The sequence below is a fragment of the Kocuria sp. KD4 genome, assembly GCF_011769905.1.
Classification (GTDB): Bacteria; Actinomycetota; Actinomycetes; order Actinomycetales; family Micrococcaceae; genus Kocuria; species Kocuria marina.
In genome coordinates this window covers 452,155-470,771 of record NZ_CP050449.1, presented here as the reverse complement: position 1 = coordinate 470,771, position 18,617 = coordinate 452,155, and the positions used below count along the sequence as shown (strand labels likewise).

Here is an 18,617-nt window from a genome sequence, read left to right as displayed (position 1 = left end):
CGTCATGTGGACCCGCCCCGAGGAATTTCTTGCGTTACGGCTTCGTGGCCACGGCCACCTGGGCCGCCCGGACCACTCGAGCGCCCACTCGGAAGCCCGAGCGCAGCACCATGGACACGTGGTCCGGTTCCACCTCGTCGGTGGGTTGCTGCAGCACGGCCTCGTGGACGGTGGGGTCGAAGACCTCCCCTACCTCCCCGATCCGGGTGAGGCCCTTCTTGCCCAGGGCGTCCTCGAGCTTGGTCGCGATCGCGGCGAACGGGCCGTCCTCGAGGTCCCCGGCCTTGCGAGCGGCGTCGACGTCGTCCAGGACCGGCAACAGCGCGGTGATCATCTCGCCGGAGACGAAGTCCCGCAGCTGATCCTTCTCCCGCGCGGTGCGGTTCTTGAAGTTCACGAACTCCGCCTGCAGCCGACGCAGGTCCTCGAGGCGCTCGTCCGCGAGCTTCTGCGCGGCGGACTCGCCCGCCGGGGCGGCGTCGTCCTGCGACGACGCCGCGTCCGCGGCCTGCGTGTCCCCGGCCTGGGCGTCCTGGGACTGAGGGGTGTCCAGGATGTCGTCCACGGTCAGCCCCTCACCGCCCTCGGAACGCTCGGTGCCGGTGGAGTCCTGAGCTGAATGATCCGGGTCCTCCGGCACGGACTCGCCGTGACCCTTGGTGTTCTCGGAATCGCTCATGCTCACTTCCTCCCGTTCTTACCGTCTTCGTCGTCCACGACCTCGGCGTCGACGATGTCGTCGTCGTCCTTGGCCTGCGCACCCTGAGCGCCCTCGGCACCCGGTTGGGCACCGGCGGCACCCTCGCTCTGGGCCTGGGCGTACAGCGCCTCACCGATCTTGGTCTGGGAGGCCTGCAACTTCTCGAACGCGGTCTTCACGGCGTCGTCGTCGTCACCCTCGAGGGCGGACTTCACGGCGTCGACGTCGGCCTGGACCTCGGTCTTGACGTCCTCGGGGATCTTGCCCTCGTCGTCGTTGAGCAGCTTCTCCACGGAGTACGCCTGCTGTTCCGCGTTGTTGCGACGGTCGGCGGCCTCACGGCGCTGCTTGTCCGCGTCGGCGTTCGCCTCGGCGTCCTTGACCATGCGGTCGATGTCCTCCTTGGACAGCGAGGTACCGCCCGTGATGGTCATGGACTGTTCCTTGCCCGTGCCCTTGTCCTTGGCGGACACGTGCACGATGCCGTTCGCGTCGATGTCGAACGTGACCTCGATCTGCGGCATGCCGCGCGGGGCCGGGGCGATGCCCGTGAGCTCGAACGTGCCCAGGTTCTTGTTGTCCCGGGTGAACTCGCGCTCGCCCTGGAAGACCTGGATGGACACGGACGGCTGGTTGTCCTCCGCGGTGGTGAAGGTCTCGGACCGCTTGGTGGGGATGGCCGTGTTGCGCTCGATGAGCTTGGTCATCACGCCGCCCTTGGTCTCGATGCCCAGCGACAGCGGGGTCACGTCGATCAGCAGCACGTCCTTGCGGTCGCCCTTGAGCACACCGGCCTGGATCGCGGCGCCGATGGCCACGACCTCGTCCGGGTTCACGCCCTTGTTGGGGGCCTTACCCGCGAGCTCGGTGACCTTCTCGACCACGGCGGGCATACGGGTGGAACCACCCACGAGCACCACGTGGTCGATGTCGGAGACGTTGATCCCGGCCTCGGAGATGACGTCCTTGAACGGCTTCTCGGTGCGGGCCAGCAGGTCCTTGGTGAGGTCCTCGAACTTGGCACGGGAGAGCTTCTCGTCCAGGTGCACGGGGCCCTCGGGGGTCACGGACAGGTACTGCAGGGAGATGGTCGTGGACGTCGCGGAGGACAGTTCCTTCTTGGCCTGCTCGGCCGCCTCCTTCAAGCGCTGCAGGGCGATCTTGTCCTTGGACAGGTCCGCACCGGTCTTGGACTTCACCTGCTCCAGCAGCCAGTCCACGATGCGCTGGTCCCAGTCGTCGCCACCGAGGCGGTTGTCACCGGCGGTGGCGCGGACCTGGATGGTGGAGAAGTCGTCCTCGTCCTTGCCGACCTCCAGCAGGGAGACGTCGAACGTGCCGCCACCGAGGTCGAAGACCAGGATGAGCTCGTCCTCCTTGCCCTTCTCCAGACCGTATGCCAGGGCCGCGGCGGTGGGCTCGTTGACGATGCGCAGCACGTTCATGCCGGCGATCTCACCGGCCTCCTTGGTGGCCTGGCGCTCGGCGTCGTTGAAGTACGCGGGAACAGTGATCACGGCATCCGTGACCGTGTCGCCCAGGTAGGACTCGGCGTCCGCCTTGAGCTTCATGAGCGTACGGGCGGAGATCTCCTGCGGGGTGTACTTCTTGCCGTCGATCTCGGTGGTCCAGTCCGTGCCCATGTGGCGCTTCACGGAGGCCACGGTGCGGTCCACGTTGGTCACGGCCTGGCGCTTGGCCACGTCGCCCACGAGGGTCTCGCCATCCTTGGAGAAGGCGACAACGGACGGGGTGGTGCGGTTGCCCTCGGCGTTCGCAATGACGACGGGCTCGCCGCCTTCCAGTACGGATACCACGGAGTTAGTGGTACCGAGGTCGATTCCTACTGCACGAGACATGTTCTATCCCTTCGTTGTTCCGATGCGGTCCGGGAGGGGCACCGACGCGGCCCGTCCGTGAACCTTCAAGACTTGAGCTTTCGAGACTCAAGTTTACACCTTGAGCTACCCCTGTCAACCTAAGTTGAGTCGCAACGGCTCAAGTATCTGCACACCGCGTCTCGCCCGAGCTGCCGGGAATTCCACAGCAATACGGGGGTGGACACTTAGCCGCGTTACACTGATGGGTTTGTACGCCCAGGGCGAAACGTGCCGGGCCCGCACTGCCCCCGACCCCTCCAGGAGCGCCACCGCACCACACGAGCTCACCGATCACCCACCGCCGCAGTCAGGAGAACTGTCTTGAGCACGCCACCGCATTCCACGGACCGAGAACCATCGACCACCCCGCCCCACGACCACGCCACCCAGGGATCGACCGCCCGCAGCCGCCCCCGGAAGATCATCGACGAGCTCACCTACCCCCACGGCATCCACCCGGCACTGGTGCCGGGCGTCGGCGTGGAGGACCGCAAGGTCAAGTTCGGCACCGACAAGGTGGTCTTCGCCATCACCGCGGTCCTCGTGGTGGGCTTCATCGCATGGGGTGTCCTCAGCACGGACAGCCTCTCCACGGTCTCCGCCACGGCGCTCGCGTGGGTCACGGACAACACCGGCTGGTTCTTCATCCTGCTCTCCACAGCGGCCGTGGTCTTCATGATCTTCATCGGCTTCACCCGCACCGGAAGAATCAAGCTGGGCCGCGACGACGAGGAGCCCGAGTACTCCTTCTTCTCCTGGCTCGCGATGCTCTTCGCTGCGGGCATGGGCATCGGCCTGGTCTTCTACGGCGCGTTCGAGCCGATGACCTACTACGAGGGCGGGATCCCCGGCTTCGCGCACGCGGCCGAGGCCGGCAGCGACTCCATGATCGTCTACGCCCTCGTGCAGTCCGCCTTCCACTGGGCCCTGAACCCGTGGGCCATCTACGCCGTCGTCGGCGTCTCCGTGGCCTACGGCGCCTACCGCCGCGGCCGCGCGCCGCTGATCTCGCGTGTGTTCACCGCGCTGCTCGGCCACAAGCGCGTGGACGGCACCATGGGCAAGCTGATCGACGTCTTCGCGATCTTCGCAACCCTCTTCGGCACCGCTGCGTCCCTGGGCGTGGGAGCCATGCAGATAGGCTCCGGCATCTCGATCGTGGGCGGCATCGACAAGCTCAGCAACAACGCGCTGATCGTGATCATCGTGCTGCTGTCCGTGGGCTTCATCATCTCCGCCGTGTCGGGCGTTTCGCGCGGCATCCGCTACCTGTCGAACATCAACCTCTCACTCGCCTTCGTGCTGGCGCTGTTCGTGTTCCTCGTGGGGCCCACTGTCTTCCTGCTGACGCTGATCCCCTCCACGTTCTCCACATACGTGTCCGAGTACCTCTTCATGACCGGCCAGTCGGCCGCGTGGGGCCCGCAGAGCGCCGAGTTCTCCAACACGTGGACCGTGTACTACTGGGCCTGGTGGCTCTCGTGGTCCCCGTTCGTGGGCATGTTCATCGCCAAGATCTCCCGTGGCCGCACCATCCGCCAGTTCGTGACCGTCGTGCTCGTGGTCCCGGCCTCGGTGTGCATCCTGTGGTTCATCGTCTTCGGCGGCTCCGCCATGTTCTTCGCGAAGAACGGGGCGGACCTCTCCGTGGAAAACGGCGCCGAGTCCATGCTCTTCGGACTCTTCGACCAGCTCCCGCTCACGGCCGTCACCTCGGTGCTGGCCATGGTCGTCATCGGCATCTTCTTCGTGACGAGTGCGGACTCCGCCTCCGTGGTCATGGGCACCATGACCCAGCGCGGACGCCCGGACCCCAGCAAGTGGATCGTCATCTTTTGGGGCGCGTGCCTCGCCGGCATCGCGATCGTCATGATCCTGGTGGCGGGCAACGACGCCCTGGCCGGCATGCAGCGCTTGGTGATCGTCTCGGCGCTGCCGTTCGCGGTGGTCGTGGCCATGATGATGGTCGCCCTGTACCGGGACCTGCGCAACGATCCGGCCAGCCTGCGCACCCGCTTCGCGGTGTCCGCCGTGGAGAAGGCCGTGTCCGCGGGTCTCGCCGAGCACGGCGACAACTTCGCCCTGCAGGTGGAGCACGCCGAGGGTCACCGCGCCGCGGGCAACACATTCGACTCCCACGATCCGGCGATCACCGAGTGGTATCGCCAGACGGATGAGAACGGGGACGAGACCGACTTCGCGTACAAGTCGGCGTGGGTCTCCTCGGCCGCCGACGACATCGCGGACGGCACCCCCGAGGGCGAGGCCCCGTGGGAACAGACCACGCCGAAGCACCGCAACGACCAGTGACACCGATGGCCCGCTGAACCGGGCCCCCCTCCCGAACGCGGGGTGCACGTCATGGGACGCGCACCCCGCGTTCGCGTACCGGGACACCGTTTGGTCCCGCACGGCCACGCTGCGTACGTTGGTGCGCATGAACGACGGCCCACCACGATCCCCCGATCCGGATCCCGATTCCCGGCCCCGGCCCATGAGCCCATCGGGAGACGGGCCCGACGACGCCGCGCGCGAGCACGCGCCCGGCGCCCCCGGCACGGGCGGGGCGAGCGGGAAGGGGACCCAGCAGCGTCGTGCGTCGCTGTCCCTGGAGACGATCGTGGACACCTCGATCGCGGTACTGGACCGCGAGGGGTCGCGGCGCCTGACCCTGCGCGGGCTCGCGACCGAGCTCAACAGCGGCGTGGCGAGTCTCTACTGGTACACCACCGGCAAGGACGACCTCATGGCCCTGGTCACGAGCGAGGTCCTGGGCCGCGCGCTGGGCCAGTTCCACGCGCTGTGCGGGGACGGCGAGCCGGGGCCGGAGGAGTTCGAGGCCTTCCCGGCACCCAGGGCGGATCCCCGTACGAGCGCGGCCACGGCGCAGGCCCTCGAGGAACTGCGGTGCCTGTGCCTGTGCTTGTTCTCCCAGATGCGCGAGCACCCGTGGCTCGCCGGGCAGCTGCTCAGTACCGCCCGCAGCGAGGAGAACGCGTTGCGCACGTGGGAGTGCGCGGGACAGTTGCTGCAGCGCATGGAGCTCGACGCCGAACAGCGGTTCTACGCATCCCTCGCCGTGGCCAACTACGCGTTCGGAACGGGCGCGGGAATCGCCCACCGTCACAACCGGCCCGCCGCGGAGGAATCCGCCCGGCAGGTGCACGAAAAGCTGGAACGGGCGGGCCATTCGGGGCCGGGGATGCTCCCTGTGGTGCGTGCCATGCTGGGCTCGTTCGGTGACCACGACGACCGCTCGGAATACATCGCGGGCCTGGAACTGCTGCTCGCGGGCATCGAACGTCAGACGTGGGGTGGCTCCTCGACACCTTGAGGCCACTCACGGGGAACGGATTTTTCGTACAGTGGAGGTCATGTTCTCCATCGTCACGGTTTGCACGGGCAACATCTGCCGCTCGCCCATGGCCGAGGCCCTGCTGCGATCCGAGCTCACCGACGCCGGTCTCGCGCAGCGCGTCCGCGTCAGCTCGGCGGGCATGAGTGACGAGGAACACGGCAACCCCGTGGATCCCCGCGCCCGCACCGTCCTGAACAGGAACCACCTGGAACTGCCCGAGCATCAGGCACACAGGATCACTGACGCCGAGCTCGCGGACGCGGACCTGATCCTCGCCATGACCCGGTCCCACAGGGACCAGCTGCAGCGCCGACTGCCCACGGACGACGCCCGGAAGGTCCGGCTCATGCGCAGCTTCGACCCGGCCGTGGCCGACTCACAGGCGGACCTCGACATCGCCGACCCGTGGTACGGCGGTTCGGACGACTTCGACACCGCGTGGGAACAGATTACGGCCGCCGTCCCGGGCGTGGTCTCGTGGGTCGAGGATCGAATCGACGCGCGGTGATCTCCCCGGACGAGGGTTTCCAGGACGACGAGATCGCCCAGTACCCGGAAGGCGTCAACCTTGCACGGTTGCTGCCCCCACCCACGCGCAAGCCGTTCATCGTGGGCATCGACGGCCGTTCCGGAGCGGGCAAGACCACGCTGACCGAGCAACTCTCGCGGGTGCTGGAGCGCTCGCACGATGTCGTGAGCTTCCACCTCGAGGACATCTACCCTGGGTGGAACGGACTGCTCGAGGGCATGGAACGGTACCGCGGTGAGATCCTCGAACCGCTGCGCCGCGAGGAGGATGCCCACTGGACTGCGTGGGACTGGCTGACCAACGAGCCCGGCACCCCGCGTCTGACCCGCACCGCTCAGATCGTGCTCGTGGAGGGCGTCGGGGCGTGCCACCGCGAGGCCCGGGCGTTGCTGGACGTCTCGGTGTGGGTCGAACTTCCCGCCTCACAGCGCAAACAGCGCGCCCTGGACCGGGACGGCGTCACGTACGAGAAGTACTGGGACGTGTGGGCGGAGCAGGAGGAGCAGTACCTCGGTGAGGACCCCGTGTGGGAGTCCGCCGAGATCCTCCACCCCGGACCCTCACCCCAGGAACCGGGCACGGAACAGCGGGACACCCCGTGATGTCGCCCGGTGCCGGGACACCCGCTCCGTCCCCCGCAGCACCCGGACCCGCCGCGGCCGTGCTGATCTCCCCGATCGGTGCCCCGCCGCGGCTCGTGGACCCGCATGAGGCCCACGTGAGCCTCGAGGACCAGGGGCTCACCCGCGGGGACGGCGTCTTCGAGACCCTCCACGTCCTGGACGGCACCGCGTACAAGCTCGACGCCCACCTGGTCAGGCTGGGGCATTCCGCGGGGACCGCCCAATTGCCCGCACCGTCCGCGGATGCGTGGCGCGAGGCCCTGACGACGGCACTCGCGGCGGCCGGTCCCGGCGCCAGCGACCCCTCAGCCGATCTCGGGGCGGAGCACACGGTCAAGTTGAGCATCAGCCGCGGTGTCCCCGGTGACCAGCCGTGGGCGTGGCTCACGGTCGCGCCCGTCCCCAAGCGGACGTTCGCCGCCCGGCGCACGGGGGTGTCCGTGGTGTTGCTCGAGCGCGGCCACGACCCCGCGGAGGACACCGGGTTGCCGTGGCTGCTCCCGGGGGTCAAGACCCTGTCCTACGCGGTCAACATGGCCGCGGTGCGCTACGCCCACGCCCACGGCGCGCAGGACGCCGTGTTCATGACCTCCACGGACCACAGGATCCTGGAGGGCGCCACGTCCTCGGTGGTGTGCGCACGGCACGACGACGGCGCTGCGCCCACCCTGCTCACGCCCGAACCGTCCCGCGGGGTCCTGCCGGGGACCTCGCAAGCCCGGATCTTCGACGCCGCCCGCGAGCGCGGCTGGGCCGTGGACTACGGACCGCTGTACCCCGAGGACCTCTTCGCAGCGAGCGCCGTGTGGCTCACGTCTTCGGTGCGGCTCGCGGTCCCAGTGACGAGCGTGGACGGGCGGCCCGTGGCCTCGGACCCGCAACTCACCCGCACCCTCACGGATTTCCTGCTGGGCCGCCCGGGGCGCTGAGCGCGTCACGGGTGGTCGCGCCCGCACCGCCCGTCCCATCTCGACATGCCCGGGCGCGAGTGCTCCCCCGCCACCTTCGGCGCATCACTGCCAGATGAAGCGGTGCGCCCCCGTGAGCAGGGACAGCATCACCGCGGCGACCGCGATGAGCGCGGTGGCACACCCCACGACCACGTCCACGCGGCCGAAACGGGGCACGCGCGCCCATGTGCGCGGACCCGCCCCGAAACCGCGCGCCTCCATGGTCATGGCCAGGCGCGTGGCCCGGCGCAAGGACTGCACGAGCAACGTGAACGCGAGACCGGCGAACTCGGTGAGAGCGGCCCACGGGCCCCGCGCTCCCCCCGCACCGCGGGCGCGCCGGGCCGCCGCGAGCACACCCCACTCGGTGACCATGACCTCCACGAGCCGCAGGGCTGCGAGCGCCGCGAGCACGAAGCGTGCCGGCAGCTTGAGGGTTTGGGCGAGACCGTCCGCGAGGTCCGTGGGGTCGGTCGTGAGCAGCACGGTGATCCCGGAAAGCGCGATCGCGAGACCACGCAGGGCGATCGCCCCACCGGCCGCGAGCGACCCCGTGGTGATCGTGATCCACCCCAGGTGTAGCAGGACGAGACCGCCCTCCGGGGAGAGCACCGCGGTCCCCCACCCGCTGATCAGGGCGGCCACCACGATCGGCCATAGGGTCGTGAGCAGCCGCCACGGACCGATCCCGGCGGCAGCGAGCAGGAGCAGTTGGCCCCCGAGCGCCACGCCGCTCGTCACGGGGTCCGCGCTGACCACGAGCACCGCCGTGATCACGAGAGCCCCGAGCAGTTTCACCACGGCATTCGTCCGGGCGAGCAATCCCGTGCGGGCCACGGCGGGCAGCACGCTCGCGACCGTGCTCATGAGCCGAGCCTCAGCTCGTGCGCACCCAGGGCCGCGACCAGATCCCGGTCGTGGGTCACGACCACCACGGCCGTTCCCCCGTCCAGTTCCTCGACCAACAGGTCCACGAGCTCCTTCCAGGTCCGGGCGTCCTGCCCGAACGTGGGTTCGTCCAGGATCAGCACCCGCGGGGACGCCGCGAGAACCGTGCCCACGGACAGCCGCCGCTTCTGCCCGCCGGACAGGGTGAACGGGTTGGCCTCGGCGAGCTCCTCGAGGCGCAGCCGTCGCAGCAGCTCGGCCACCCGGGCGTCGTCCTGGTCCTCCATCGCCTCGAGGGCGCGCGCATCGCGACGGCCCACGCGGCGTCGTCGTTGCCGGGGACCGAACTCGAGTTCCTCGCGCACGGTGGGGCGCAGGAACTGGTGTTCGGGATGCTGGAACACGGTGCCCACGCGGGAGACCAGTTCCGCGCCGTCCCACAGGGAGGGATCAGCGGGCGCGTCGGTCGCGAGGGCGTCCGTGGCCCACACGGTGCCGCGCACGGGCAGCAGCAGTCCGGCGAGGGTCAGCGCGAGGGTGGACTTCCCCGCGCCGTTGACGCCTGTGACGGCCAGCGCGTGCCCCGCGCGGACGTCCACGGTGATGTTCTCGGCCGCCGGCGCCGCCCCCGTGCGCACGTCCGGTTCCGGGTACGCTTCCCCGCGCCGCCACGCGGCGAGCGCCCGACGACGCCGCCGCGCGAGCGCCCGCCGGCGCGGTTGGCTCCGGGACACGGCGAGATCGCGGGCGCTCAACAAGGTGGTGCCCGGTGCGACGGCGGCGGGCACGGCGGCAAAACCACCCGTATCCTGCGCAGACTCCGCGACATCCGAAGCCCTCATCGACGACGCGGCCGGCGCATTCTCCGTAGGCGCAGCGGGCGGCGTGATGTCGTGTGGCGCCGCGGAGACAGCCGTCTGCCGTACCGCGGGATCCATGCCATTCGAGGCATGCACGGGAGTGCGAGTGCGCGGCACCCAGCCGGGGACCCACGTACCCTGGTGCTGCAGCAGCTCCCGGGCGTCCTGCAGGGTCTGCTGCGCGGGACCGTCGAAGGCCACCCGACCGTCGTCGCCCAGCACGATCACACGGTCCACGACCGGTTCCCACAGGGCCACCCTGTGCTCCACGACCACAAGGGTGGTCCCGTCCTCGCGCACCGCATCGGCCACGGCGCGGCACAGCTGCTGCGCCCCCTCGTGGTCCACGCTCGCCGTGGGTTCGTCCAGCAACAGCAGCCGCGGGCACATGGCCAGGGTCCCGGCGAGCGCGAGACGTTGTTTCTGCCCCCCGGACAGCGCCGTGGTGGGGTGATCCAGGAGAAGCTCCAGACCCGTGCGCGCGAGCGCTTCCCGCACGCGCGGCCAGATCCGCTCGCGAGGGACGGCGAGGTTCTCGAGGCCGAACGCGACGTCGTCCCCCACGCGCGAGAGGACCACCTGCGTCTCGGGGTCCTGATGCATGAAGCCCACCGTGCCGCGGGCGTCGCGCGGGTCGACACCCCCGACGGTCAACCCGCCCGATGCGGAGCGGCCGTCAGGGTCCTGGTCCACACCGGCGAGCGCCTGCAAGAGCGTGGACTTGCCCGCCCCGGACGGGCCCAGGAGCAGGACGCGTTCGCCGGGCTCGATGATCAGGTCCAGGTCCACCAGACTGGGCGTCTCGCGGCCGGGGTGATGCCATCCGAACCCCTCCAGGACCACCCGCGCGCCCGTGAGTTGCACGGTCGATTCCGCGGTCATCGGCGCACGGCGCCGGAGGCCAGTGCTCCGAGGACACCCGTGGCCTGCAGGGCCTTCATCACGGCCCACATGAGCAACCCTGCGATCACGGCCCCGGAAAGCGTGGTCAGCGCCGCGTAGACGACCTGCTGATCCAGGGCCCACTCGAAGTTGTACATGATGTTCTCGCTCACGCCCAGGAACAGCCCGGATACCGCCCCACCGATCGCCGCGGTCACGGGACCGAACCGGCGGTAACGGGTCAGGAGGAACACGACCTCCACACCGAGGCCCTGCACCAGACCGGAGAGCACCACGAGCCACCCGAAATGCGTTCCCAGGAAGCCCTCGATCACGGCCGCGAGCAACTCGCAGAACAGGGCCGCGCCCGGTTTGCGGATGATCAGGGCGCCCAGGGTGCCCGCCACGAGCCAGCCCCCCGCGATGAGGCCCGCGGACGGCGGGTAGGCCACCGTACCCGCCGAGACCGCCGGGTACAGGAGGTTGGACCACATCCAGAAGATCACGGCGCACACCGCGGCCAGCACGGCGGTGACCACGATGTCCACGACCCGCCACGACGAGCTGCGGTAGCCGCTTGCGCGCGGTGTACGGGTGGGGGTGTTACCGACCTGCGTCATGCTGAATCCTCCTGAAGATCCCAGGAGGGGAAGAACACCACCCGCCGTTGCGAGCGGGTCCTTGAGATACTCGACTCCCTAGCGCCGGTACGAGCCGGATCAGGTTCGAGGGTCTGCGCTCACGCGCACTCTCAGCGCCGCGGTGGCGCTCCCCTGTCGTTGAGACGCCAGTCTAGACCACGACGGCGGGTGGCCGGGCATCTCGCGTGCCCGGCCACCCGCCGTCGTGCGTACGTCCTACGCGGCCCCGGCCCACCCGTACGGGGGGCGCGGTACCCGCGGCTCAGATCTCGCTCTGGGAGCTATGGGAAGGATCAGAGTCCTTGGACTCGAACTTGGCCACCTGGCGGGAGATCCCCACCTTGATGACGGTGCCCACAACACCGGTGATCACGGCCCAGATGATGATGCCGGTCCATGCCTCGTCCGGGTCCGGGTTCTTGGCGGGGGGCTCGTTGCCGGTGACCTGCTTCCACACCGCGGACAGACCCTTGTTGGCCAGGGCCACACCACCCAGGGACGCCACCGTGCCGAAAATGTCCATTGCCTTGTTCATGAGGTTCTCCTTGTCTTGTGGGTGCCGTCGGCACCGGGCGGCCGACGACGTCGTGCTCGTTGCCCAGCATACGAAGCGCCGGGCGCGACGGGGCGGAAGGAACCCGGTCCCACCGAGAATTACGTCCTCAGCGAGATTCTTCCTCGCCGGCGCGAGCGACGACCTCGCGCAGCTCGTCCTCCACGAGGTTCTTCTGGTTCAGGTGCTTGGAGCGGTAGGCGGCGCGGCCCACCATGTGCGCGGACACGGGCACCGTGAGCAGCTGGAACAGCCACGCGAGGATCATCAGCGGGATCATGCCGGGATTGCCGCTCTCGATCGCCACGGCCGTGAGCAGCAGGAGCAACCCCAGGACCTGGGGTTTGGTGCCGGCGTGCATGCGCGAGAGCAGATCGGGGAAGCGCACCAAACCCACCGCCGCGGCCAGGGACATGAGGGACCCCCCCACGAGGCACAGCAGCGCGATGACGTCCAGGACGGTGTGCCAGTTCATGAGCGCTCCAACCCCACATTGCGCGCGACCGTCACAGACCCCAGGAAGCCCACCAGGGAGATGATCACGAGCAGGATGATGTTGCTGGAGTGGTGGTTGTACACCATCTCGATGGCGAGACCCGCACCCACGATCGCGAGCAACACGTCCGTGGCGATCACCCGGTCCAACAGGGACGGGCCCTTGGCCAGCCGGTAGATCGTGCCCGCGGCCGCCACGGTGAGAATCGCACCGCACACCCACACGGCGACGTCTAACATGGTCATGGCCGCTCCTCCCCACGGCCGTCCAGGGCCTTGTTCATCTTGGTGGTCGGCGACGCGACGGCGCCGGAGGCGTCCGCGCCGCCCGCGCCACCCGAGGCCTCCAGTTTCGCGAGGTCCTCCTTGGAGCCCATGATCTTGATCCACGCCGCCTCGATATTAAGCGCGGACTCCCGGAACGACTCCGCTTCCTCCGGCGTGGAGACGTCCAGCACGTGGAAGTACAGGATCCCGTTGCCGCGATCCACCTCCACCACGAGCGAGCCCGGGATCAGCGCCATGGTGTGACCCACGGCCGTCATGAGCAGGTCGTTGTTCTGCCGCAGCTTCACTCGCAGCACCGCGTTGTGCACCTTGGGGCCCTGCATGAGCGCGACACCGAACACGTGGATGCTGGCCCGGGCCACCTGCCAGATGAATGTGACCACGAACAGCGCGAAATGCAGGACGTTGAACCGCCCGGACAACCGCACCGGGGGCAGCGTGAGCGTGCGGGTCACGAACACCGCGAGGATCAACCCGAAGACCAGGTTGCCCACGCTCCAGTCACCCCACAGGGCACCCCACACGACCACGAGCCACAGGATCAGGGGCAGCTCGGCCCGCAAGGAGTTCCGGGAGCGTCGCTGCATCGGGGACGTACTCATCAGCCCTCCTCGCTCACGCCACCGGGACCCACGGGGGCCAGCACGGCATTGACGTATCGATCCGGATTGATCAGGTTCTCGGACGCGTTGTCCGCGAGATCGAACAGCGGCCCGGCGAAGACCGTGAGTGCCACACCCACCGCCACGAGCGCGGTGGTCGCGCCCACCATGGTCCCGGGCAGCAGCACCACGGGGGACCGGCCGGAGAAGCGGCTGCCGGACTTGCCCGCCACCGCGCGGGACGTGCGGGGGCGGCGGCCCTCCGCGGTGGTGGCGCGCAGCACGGGGTCCGGGTACTCGGCGTCATCCACGTTGCGCAGGAACACGCGGTTCCACACGCGGATCAGGGCCATGAGCGTGAGCAGCGAGACGAACACGGACACGCCCACGAGTAGGTAGCTCAGCCACGTCCCGGCCTCGACACCGGCCTCCAGGAGGGCCACCTTGCCCAGGAAGCCCGAGAACGGCGGGATGCCGCCCAGGTTCAGGGCCGGGATCATGTACAGCACCCCCAGCAGCGGGGAGATCTTGAGCATCCCGGCGAGGCGGTCCACGTTGGTGGAGCCACCGCGGCGCTCGATCAGCCCGGCGACCAGGAACAAGCTGGTCTGGATCACGATGTGGTGCGCGATGTAGTAGACCACCGCGGCCAGGGCGGCCTGCGTGCCCAGTGCAATGCCGAAGATCATGTAGCCGATGTGACTGATCAGCGTGAACGAGAGCATACGTTTGATGTCGATCTGGGCGAGCGCGCCCAGGATGCCCACGATCATGGTCAGCAACGCGACCCACATCAGCAGGTCTTTGATCTGCGTCCCGGGGAACAACAGGGTCTCGGTGCGGATGATCGAGTAGACGCCCACCTTGGTCAACAGGCCTGCGAACACCGCGGTCACCGGTGCGGACGCGGTCGGGTAGGAGTCGGGCAGCCAGAAGGACAGCGGGAAGATCGCGGCCTTGACACCGAACGCGATCAGCAGCATCAGGTGCAACTGCATCTGGGTGCCCTGCGGCAGGTCCGCGAGCTTCACGGACAGGTCCGCCATGTTCACGGTGGCGGTGGCGCCGTAGATCATCCCCAGGGAGATCAGGAACAGGATCGAGGAGATCACCGAGACGACCACGTAGGTCACGCCCGCGCGGATCCGCTGCGCCGTGCCACCCATGGTGAGCAGGACGTAGGAGGCGGTCAACAGGATCTCGAAGCCCACGTAGAGGTTGAAGAGGTCACCCGCGAGGAACGCGTGGGACACACCCGCGACCAGCAACAGGAACGTGGGGTAGAAGATGGAGATGGGGCCCTCGTCGTCCCCGCTGGCCACACCCTCGCTGACCGCATAGATCAACACCGCGAGGGACACCACCACGGAGACCACGAGCATGAGCGCGGACAACTGGTCCACGACCATCACGATGCCGTACGGGGCGGCCCAGTCCCCCAGGTGCACGACCTGCGGACCCTGGTTCCATACGTTCGCGAGCATGAACGCGTTCAGGATCAGCGTGAGCACCATGGCGCCCACGGTCACCCCGCGCTGCAGCCGGTTGCGGTGGACGATGATGAAGTTCAGGGCGGCGCCGAGGAACGGGATCAGGACCGCGAGCGGCGCGAACTGTGCCGGATCAGTGGTCATGCGGGCTCCTCCCTCGCGCCTCGGAGAACTTCTCGGCCCTGTAGTGACCAGGCGATTCGGCGGCCTCTTCCTCGTTGTGACGCGACGGTGCGAACCGGGCGTCCGCGTGGTTGAACTCGGAGGTGTCCTGCGGCAGGGCGTCGTCGTCCTCGGCGTCGTACGAGGACTGCTGCGCCACGCGGCGGTCCTGGAGGTCGTCCTGGATCTCGTCCCGGCGGGCCAGGATCCACGAACGCCAGATCATGCTGAGGATGAAGGCGGTCGTGGCGAGCGAGATCACGATCGAGGTGAGCACGAGCGCCTGCGGCAGCGGGTCCGAGTACTCCGAGGGGTCGCGGGCGGCGTCGTACAACGGCGCGATGCCGGGTGTGCCGCTCGTGTGCAGGATCAGCAGGTTGGCCCCGTTGGTGAGCAGCATGATGCCCAGCAGTACGCGGGTGAGCGAGCGTTCCAGCAGGAGGTAGACCCCCACGGAGAACAGCACACCCATGATTACCAGGAGTGTGAGATTCACGGTCATCGCTGTGCCTCCTGGGGCTCGTCCCCGGAGACCAAGGAGCCCTCGGGTGCGTCGGGGTCGTCCGCCCTGTGCGCGGTGACCTCGGGGCCGTTACGGGTCAGGCGGATCCGGGCGCCGCGGCCCGCGCGCTTCTTCCGGGACTCCACGGCGGAACGCTCGATCCGTTCATCGATCCGCCCGCCCAGGGAGCGCAGGATGTCCAGCACCAGGCCCACCACGATCAGGTAGACACCGATGTCGAAGATCACGGCGGTGACGAACTTGACGTGACCGAAGACGAGCATGTCCCACTCGAACGTGTAGCTCTTCATCACGGCCCCGCCGAAGAACACGGGGACGATCGCGTACAGGGAGGCGATCGCCAGGCCCGCGCCGAGCATCCAGCCCGCGTTGACCGGGGTCGCGCGTTCGAGCTCGTAGCGTCCGCCCGCGAGGTAGCGCAGGGTCAGGGCGAGGGAGGCCATCAGGCCGCCGGCGAAGCCACCACCGGGGATGTTGTGCCCCGCGATGAGCAGGTAGAAGGACACGAGCATGAAGGTGTGGAACAGCAGCCGGGCCACGACCTCGAAGATGATCGAGCGCCGCTCCGGGGCGAGCGTGCGCCCCGCGAGCAGGAACGGGTCCGCGTCCGGGCGGGAGGTGAACCGGCGGGCGACCTCGAGCTGGCGGGTGTTCGCGTGCGGGAAGTGCGCTGCGGAGTCCGCGCCACGCACGATCTTCAGCTGCTGGGTGTCCAACTCGTGACGGTCGCTGCGCAAGCGGTCCCCGCGTCCCTTGACGAAGATCAGGGACGCGATGCCCGTGGCGGCCACCGCGAGCACGGTGATCTCGCCCATGGTGTCCCACGCACGGATGTCCACGAGCAGGACGTTGACCACGTTGGCGCCGTCGCCCATCTCGTAGGCCATCCGCGGCAGTTCCAGGGAGATCCGTTCCGCCGACCGCGAGGACATGGAAAACACCGCGAGCGCCATCATGAACAGTCCGAACACCACGGCGAAGACCGCGCGGAACACGCGGTGCCCGGTGGGCCGGCGGTTCCACAGCGGGCCGGGCAGGGAACGCAGGGCCAGGACGAACGCCACGAGGGAGATCGTCTCCACGAGCGTCTGGGTCAGGGCGAGGTCCGGCGCGCCGTAGAGCGCGAAGGTCAGGGCCAGGCCGTAGCCCGTGACCGAGACCAGCAGGACGGCCAGGAACCGCTTGCCCGCGGTGAGCACGAGCAGGGCCGCCACGATCATGGCGATCCCGGTGACCAGCTGGGCCGGGGAATCCGCGTAGCGGAACCCGGCGAGCGGCGGGGTCTCGTTCCAGAACAGGGCCACGAGCGGCACCACGATCGCGGTCACGAGGATCACGGACAGGTAGAACATCAGCGAACCACGCTGGGTCCGGCCGGTGAGCCACACCGCGACCATGTCCAGCACGTTGATGATCTTGCGGTAGACGAAGTCACCGGTGGGCAGTTCCGGCAACCGGTCCTGAAACGAGCCCACGGGCCGGCGCGCGACGTACAACAGAGCGCCCACACCGATGATCAGCGCGGAGAGTCCCAGTGCCGGGGTCAACCCGTGCCACAGCACCAGGTGCACGTGGGATTCGGCGACGTCCGGGAACTGTTCCTGGTAGCCCACGATCCCGGCCTCCACGGGAGCGGGCCACAGGCCGAACACCACCGTGAGCAGGGCCAGCACCGCGGGCGCCACGAGGAAGGCCCACGGCACCGGGGTGAACTCGCCGATGACCGACTGACCGTCCTCGGCGGCGTCGAGATCGGAGAACTGCGCGGGCTTGCGCGCGAAGCCGCCCCACAGGAACCGCGCGCTGTACGCAAAGGTGAGGATGGAGCCGAGCACCACGCACACGAGCGCGATCATGGCGAGCGGGTCCGAGGCGTGGTCCACGAACGCAGTGAGGACGGCTTCCTTGGTCACGAAGCCGAGCAGCGGCGGGATCCCGGCCATGGACGCCGCACCGATCATGGCCACCACGAACAGCATGGGTGCCGTCCGACCCACACCGGAGAGCCTGCGGATGTCACGGGTCCCGGCCTGGTGGTCGATGATGCCCACGCTCAGGAACAGGGTGGCCTTGAACAGACCGTGCGCGATGACCATGCCCATGCCGGCCATCGCGGTGTCCGCGGTGCCGAACGCCACGACCGCGGTGATGAAGCCCAACTGGCTCACCGTGCCGTACGCGAGGATCAGCTTGAGGTCGAACTGGCGCAGCGCGACCCAGCCGCCGAAGATCATGGTGCCCAGGCCCAGGGTCAGGGTGACGGGCAGCCACCACTGGGTGTCCACGAACCCGGGAGCGAGCCGCGCCACGAGGTAGATCCCGGCCTTGACCATGGCCGCGGCGTGCAGGTAGGCGGAGACCGGGGTGGGCGCCGCCATGGCGGCGGGCAGCCAGAAGTGGGTGGGGAACAGCGCGGACTTGGAGACTGCGCCAGCCAGGATCAGCACGAGCGCCACGTCCACCGTGGTGGAGCCCAGGAGCTCGGGGGCCGCCTCCAGGACCTCGGAGATCCGGAAAGTCCCGGCGGCGTTGCCGAGCATCACCAGGCCCACGAGCATCGCCAGACCGCCCGCGGTGGTGATGATGAGCGCCTGCAGGGCCGCTCGACGCGCGGCGAGCTTGGTGCGCGAATAGGAGATCAACAGGAAGGAGAGCACCGAGGTGATCTCCCAGAACACGAACAGCACCATGAGGTCGTCCGCGGTGACCAGACCGAACATGGCGCCCGCGAAGGCCACGAGCTGGGCGGCGAACGGGCCGATGCCCTGGGCGTCCGACTTGAAGTAGCGCGCACAGTACGCGAGGACGAGCGCTCCCACGCCCAGCACCAGCAGGCACATCATGTACGCGAGGGAATCCATCCGGAAGGACAGCGAGATCCCCAGCTGGGGGATCCATTCCACGGTGGTGGTCCACCCGTCCACGTCCGCGTGGGCGCGGGATGTCTGGGTGAAAAGCCAGATCAGACTCGCGAGTGGGACGAGGGCCACGAGGTAGAAGCCGGAGCGTCCGGTGCGCTTGAGGATCGCGGGTGCACACAGGGCCGCGAGCCCGTGGACAAGCAGCACCGCGATCATAGGACCTTACCTCTCGAGCCACGGATTACCCACGAGTACCTGTAAATGGGCCCACGGGGATCCGGGCGGAAATGGGGTGTCAGTTTCGAGGTCCCCAGCATAACAAAGCAGGGTGA

17 protein-coding genes and 1 riboswitch are annotated in these 18,617 nt (G+C 68.7%); of the genes, 5 read left to right on the top strand and 12 right to left on the bottom strand.

Annotated elements, in window-relative coordinates:
• Positions 1-34: 34 nt before the first annotated feature.
• Together HBK84_RS02125 and dnaK are read right to left on the bottom strand one after the other, a co-directional pair.
• Positions 35-685 carry a nucleotide exchange factor GrpE gene (locus HBK84_RS02125; RefSeq protein WP_064846334.1) on the bottom strand — a complete coding sequence of 217 codons (651 nt, stop codon included), beginning with the start codon at positions 683-685 and terminating at the stop codon, positions 35-37.
• Positions 682-2,559, bottom strand: a complete 1,878-nt coding sequence (gene dnaK / locus HBK84_RS02120; RefSeq protein ID WP_085106162.1) for a molecular chaperone DnaK — start codon at positions 2,557-2,559, stop codon at positions 682-684. The genes HBK84_RS02125 and dnaK overlap by 4 nt, the downstream gene beginning before the upstream one ends.
• A gap of 342 nt (positions 2,560-2,901) precedes the next feature.
• Here dnaK and HBK84_RS02115 point away from each other — a divergent pair, with 342 nt between their 5' ends.
• The 5 genes from HBK84_RS02115 (at position 2,902) to HBK84_RS02095 (ending at position 8,019) form a co-directional block, all read left to right on the top strand.
• The gene (locus HBK84_RS02115) at positions 2,902-4,890 is read left to right on the top strand and encodes a BCCT family transporter (RefSeq protein ID WP_167318074.1); all 1,989 of its coding nucleotides are present in this window, start codon (positions 2,902-2,904) and stop codon (positions 4,888-4,890) included.
• A gap of 184 nt (positions 4,891-5,074) precedes the next feature.
• Positions 5,075-5,914, top strand: a complete 840-nt coding sequence (locus HBK84_RS02110; RefSeq protein ID WP_167318073.1) for a TetR/AcrR family transcriptional regulator — start codon at positions 5,075-5,077, stop codon at positions 5,912-5,914.
• A 40-nt stretch (positions 5,915-5,954) separates the two neighbouring features.
• Positions 5,955-6,446: a low molecular weight protein-tyrosine-phosphatase gene (locus HBK84_RS02105; protein ID WP_167318072.1), complete on the top strand. Its 492-nt coding sequence runs from the start codon at positions 5,955-5,957 to the stop codon at positions 6,444-6,446.
• Entirely contained in the window at positions 6,443-7,069 is a 627-nt protein-coding gene (locus tag HBK84_RS02100) for a hypothetical protein (protein ID WP_167318071.1), read from the top strand. Before HBK84_RS02105 ends, HBK84_RS02100 begins: the two co-directional genes overlap by 4 nt.
• Positions 7,069-8,019, top strand: a complete 951-nt coding sequence (locus tag HBK84_RS02095) for an aminotransferase class IV (RefSeq protein WP_144997419.1) — start codon at positions 7,069-7,071, stop codon at positions 8,017-8,019. Before HBK84_RS02100 ends, HBK84_RS02095 begins: the two co-directional genes overlap by 1 nt.
• An 84-nt stretch (positions 8,020-8,103) precedes the next feature.
• Here HBK84_RS02095 and HBK84_RS02090 read toward each other — a convergent pair whose 3' ends face one another.
• From HBK84_RS02090 to HBK84_RS02045, 10 genes are all read right to left on the bottom strand, one after another.
• Positions 8,104-8,907 carry an energy-coupling factor transporter transmembrane protein EcfT gene (locus HBK84_RS02090; protein ID WP_144931740.1) on the bottom strand — a complete coding sequence of 268 codons (804 nt, stop codon included), beginning with the start codon at positions 8,905-8,907 and terminating at the stop codon, positions 8,104-8,106.
• Positions 8,904-10,670 (bottom strand): ABC transporter ATP-binding protein, encoded by a 1,767-nt coding sequence (locus tag HBK84_RS02085; protein ID WP_167318070.1) that lies wholly within the window; start codon positions 10,668-10,670, stop codon positions 8,904-8,906. The genes HBK84_RS02090 and HBK84_RS02085 overlap by 4 nt, the downstream gene beginning before the upstream one ends.
• Positions 10,667-11,290 carry an ECF transporter S component gene (locus HBK84_RS02080; RefSeq protein WP_167318069.1) on the bottom strand — a complete coding sequence of 208 codons (624 nt, stop codon included), beginning with the start codon at positions 11,288-11,290 and terminating at the stop codon, positions 10,667-10,669. The genes HBK84_RS02085 and HBK84_RS02080 overlap by 4 nt, the downstream gene beginning before the upstream one ends.
• A 58-nt stretch (positions 11,291-11,348) precedes the next feature.
• A riboswitch (TPP riboswitch) is annotated at positions 11,349-11,455 on the bottom strand.
• Between the two features lie 118 nt (positions 11,456-11,573).
• Positions 11,574-11,846 carry a DUF4235 domain-containing protein gene (locus HBK84_RS02075; RefSeq protein ID WP_167318068.1) on the bottom strand — a complete coding sequence of 91 codons (273 nt, stop codon included), beginning with the start codon at positions 11,844-11,846 and terminating at the stop codon, positions 11,574-11,576.
• A gap of 127 nt (positions 11,847-11,973) precedes the next feature.
• Positions 11,974-12,339: a monovalent cation/H(+) antiporter subunit G gene (gene mnhG / locus HBK84_RS02070; protein WP_085106153.1), complete on the bottom strand. Its 366-nt coding sequence runs from the start codon at positions 12,337-12,339 to the stop codon at positions 11,974-11,976.
• Positions 12,336-12,599, bottom strand: a complete 264-nt coding sequence (locus tag HBK84_RS02065; RefSeq protein ID WP_085106263.1) for a monovalent cation/H+ antiporter complex subunit F — start codon at positions 12,597-12,599, stop codon at positions 12,336-12,338. Before HBK84_RS02065 ends, mnhG begins: the two co-directional genes overlap by 4 nt.
• A 2-nt stretch (positions 12,600-12,601) precedes the next feature.
• Positions 12,602-13,249 carry a Na+/H+ antiporter subunit E gene (locus HBK84_RS02060; protein ID WP_085106152.1) on the bottom strand — a complete coding sequence of 216 codons (648 nt, stop codon included), beginning with the start codon at positions 13,247-13,249 and terminating at the stop codon, positions 12,602-12,604.
• Positions 13,249-14,883 carry a Na+/H+ antiporter subunit D gene (locus HBK84_RS02055; protein WP_167318067.1) on the bottom strand — a complete coding sequence of 545 codons (1,635 nt, stop codon included), beginning with the start codon at positions 14,881-14,883 and terminating at the stop codon, positions 13,249-13,251. The genes HBK84_RS02060 and HBK84_RS02055 overlap by 1 nt, the downstream gene beginning before the upstream one ends.
• Positions 14,873-15,403 (bottom strand): Na(+)/H(+) antiporter subunit C, encoded by a 531-nt coding sequence (locus tag HBK84_RS02050; RefSeq protein WP_085106150.1) that lies wholly within the window; start codon positions 15,401-15,403, stop codon positions 14,873-14,875. Before HBK84_RS02050 ends, HBK84_RS02055 begins: the two co-directional genes overlap by 11 nt.
• The gene (locus HBK84_RS02045) at positions 15,400-18,501 is read right to left on the bottom strand and encodes a Na+/H+ antiporter subunit A (RefSeq protein ID WP_167318066.1); all 3,102 of its coding nucleotides are present in this window, start codon (positions 18,499-18,501) and stop codon (positions 15,400-15,402) included. Before HBK84_RS02045 ends, HBK84_RS02050 begins: the two co-directional genes overlap by 4 nt.
• Between the last annotated feature and the right edge of the window lie 116 nt (positions 18,502-18,617).

Excerpts from the sequence above, each read along its gene's own strand:
- dnaK (WP_085106162.1), bottom strand. The coding sequence starts at position 2,559 with ATGTCTCGTGCAGTAGGAATCGACCTCGGTACCACTAACTCCGTGGTA.
- HBK84_RS02110 (WP_167318073.1), top strand. The coding sequence starts at position 5,075 with ATGAGCCCATCGGGAGACGGGCCCGACGACGCCGCGCGCGAGCACGCG.
- HBK84_RS02105 (WP_167318072.1), top strand. The coding sequence starts at position 5,955 with ATGTTCTCCATCGTCACGGTTTGCACGGGCAACATCTGCCGCTCGCCC.
- HBK84_RS02095 (WP_144997419.1), top strand. The coding sequence starts at position 7,069 with ATGTCGCCCGGTGCCGGGACACCCGCTCCGTCCCCCGCAGCACCCGGA.
- HBK84_RS02090 (WP_144931740.1), bottom strand. The coding sequence starts at position 8,907 with ATGAGCACGGTCGCGAGCGTGCTGCCCGCCGTGGCCCGCACGGGATTG.
- HBK84_RS02085 (WP_167318070.1), bottom strand. The coding sequence starts at position 10,670 with ATGACCGCGGAATCGACCGTGCAACTCACGGGCGCGCGGGTGGTCCTG.
- HBK84_RS02080 (WP_167318069.1), bottom strand. The coding sequence starts at position 11,290 with ATGACGCAGGTCGGTAACACCCCCACCCGTACACCGCGCGCAAGCGGC.
- HBK84_RS02075 (WP_167318068.1), bottom strand. The coding sequence starts at position 11,846 with ATGAACAAGGCAATGGACATTTTCGGCACGGTGGCGTCCCTGGGTGGT.
- mnhG (WP_085106153.1), bottom strand. The coding sequence starts at position 12,339 with ATGAACTGGCACACCGTCCTGGACGTCATCGCGCTGCTGTGCCTCGTG.
- HBK84_RS02065 (WP_085106263.1), bottom strand. The coding sequence starts at position 12,599 with ATGTTAGACGTCGCCGTGTGGGTGTGCGGTGCGATTCTCACCGTGGCG.
- HBK84_RS02060 (WP_085106152.1), bottom strand. The coding sequence starts at position 13,249 with ATGAGTACGTCCCCGATGCAGCGACGCTCCCGGAACTCCTTGCGGGCC.
- HBK84_RS02055 (WP_167318067.1), bottom strand. The coding sequence starts at position 14,883 with ATGACCACTGATCCGGCACAGTTCGCGCCGCTCGCGGTCCTGATCCCG.
- HBK84_RS02050 (WP_085106150.1), bottom strand. The coding sequence starts at position 15,403 with ATGACCGTGAATCTCACACTCCTGGTAATCATGGGTGTGCTGTTCTCC.
- HBK84_RS02045 (WP_167318066.1), bottom strand. The coding sequence starts at position 18,501 with ATGATCGCGGTGCTGCTTGTCCACGGGCTCGCGGCCCTGTGTGCACCC.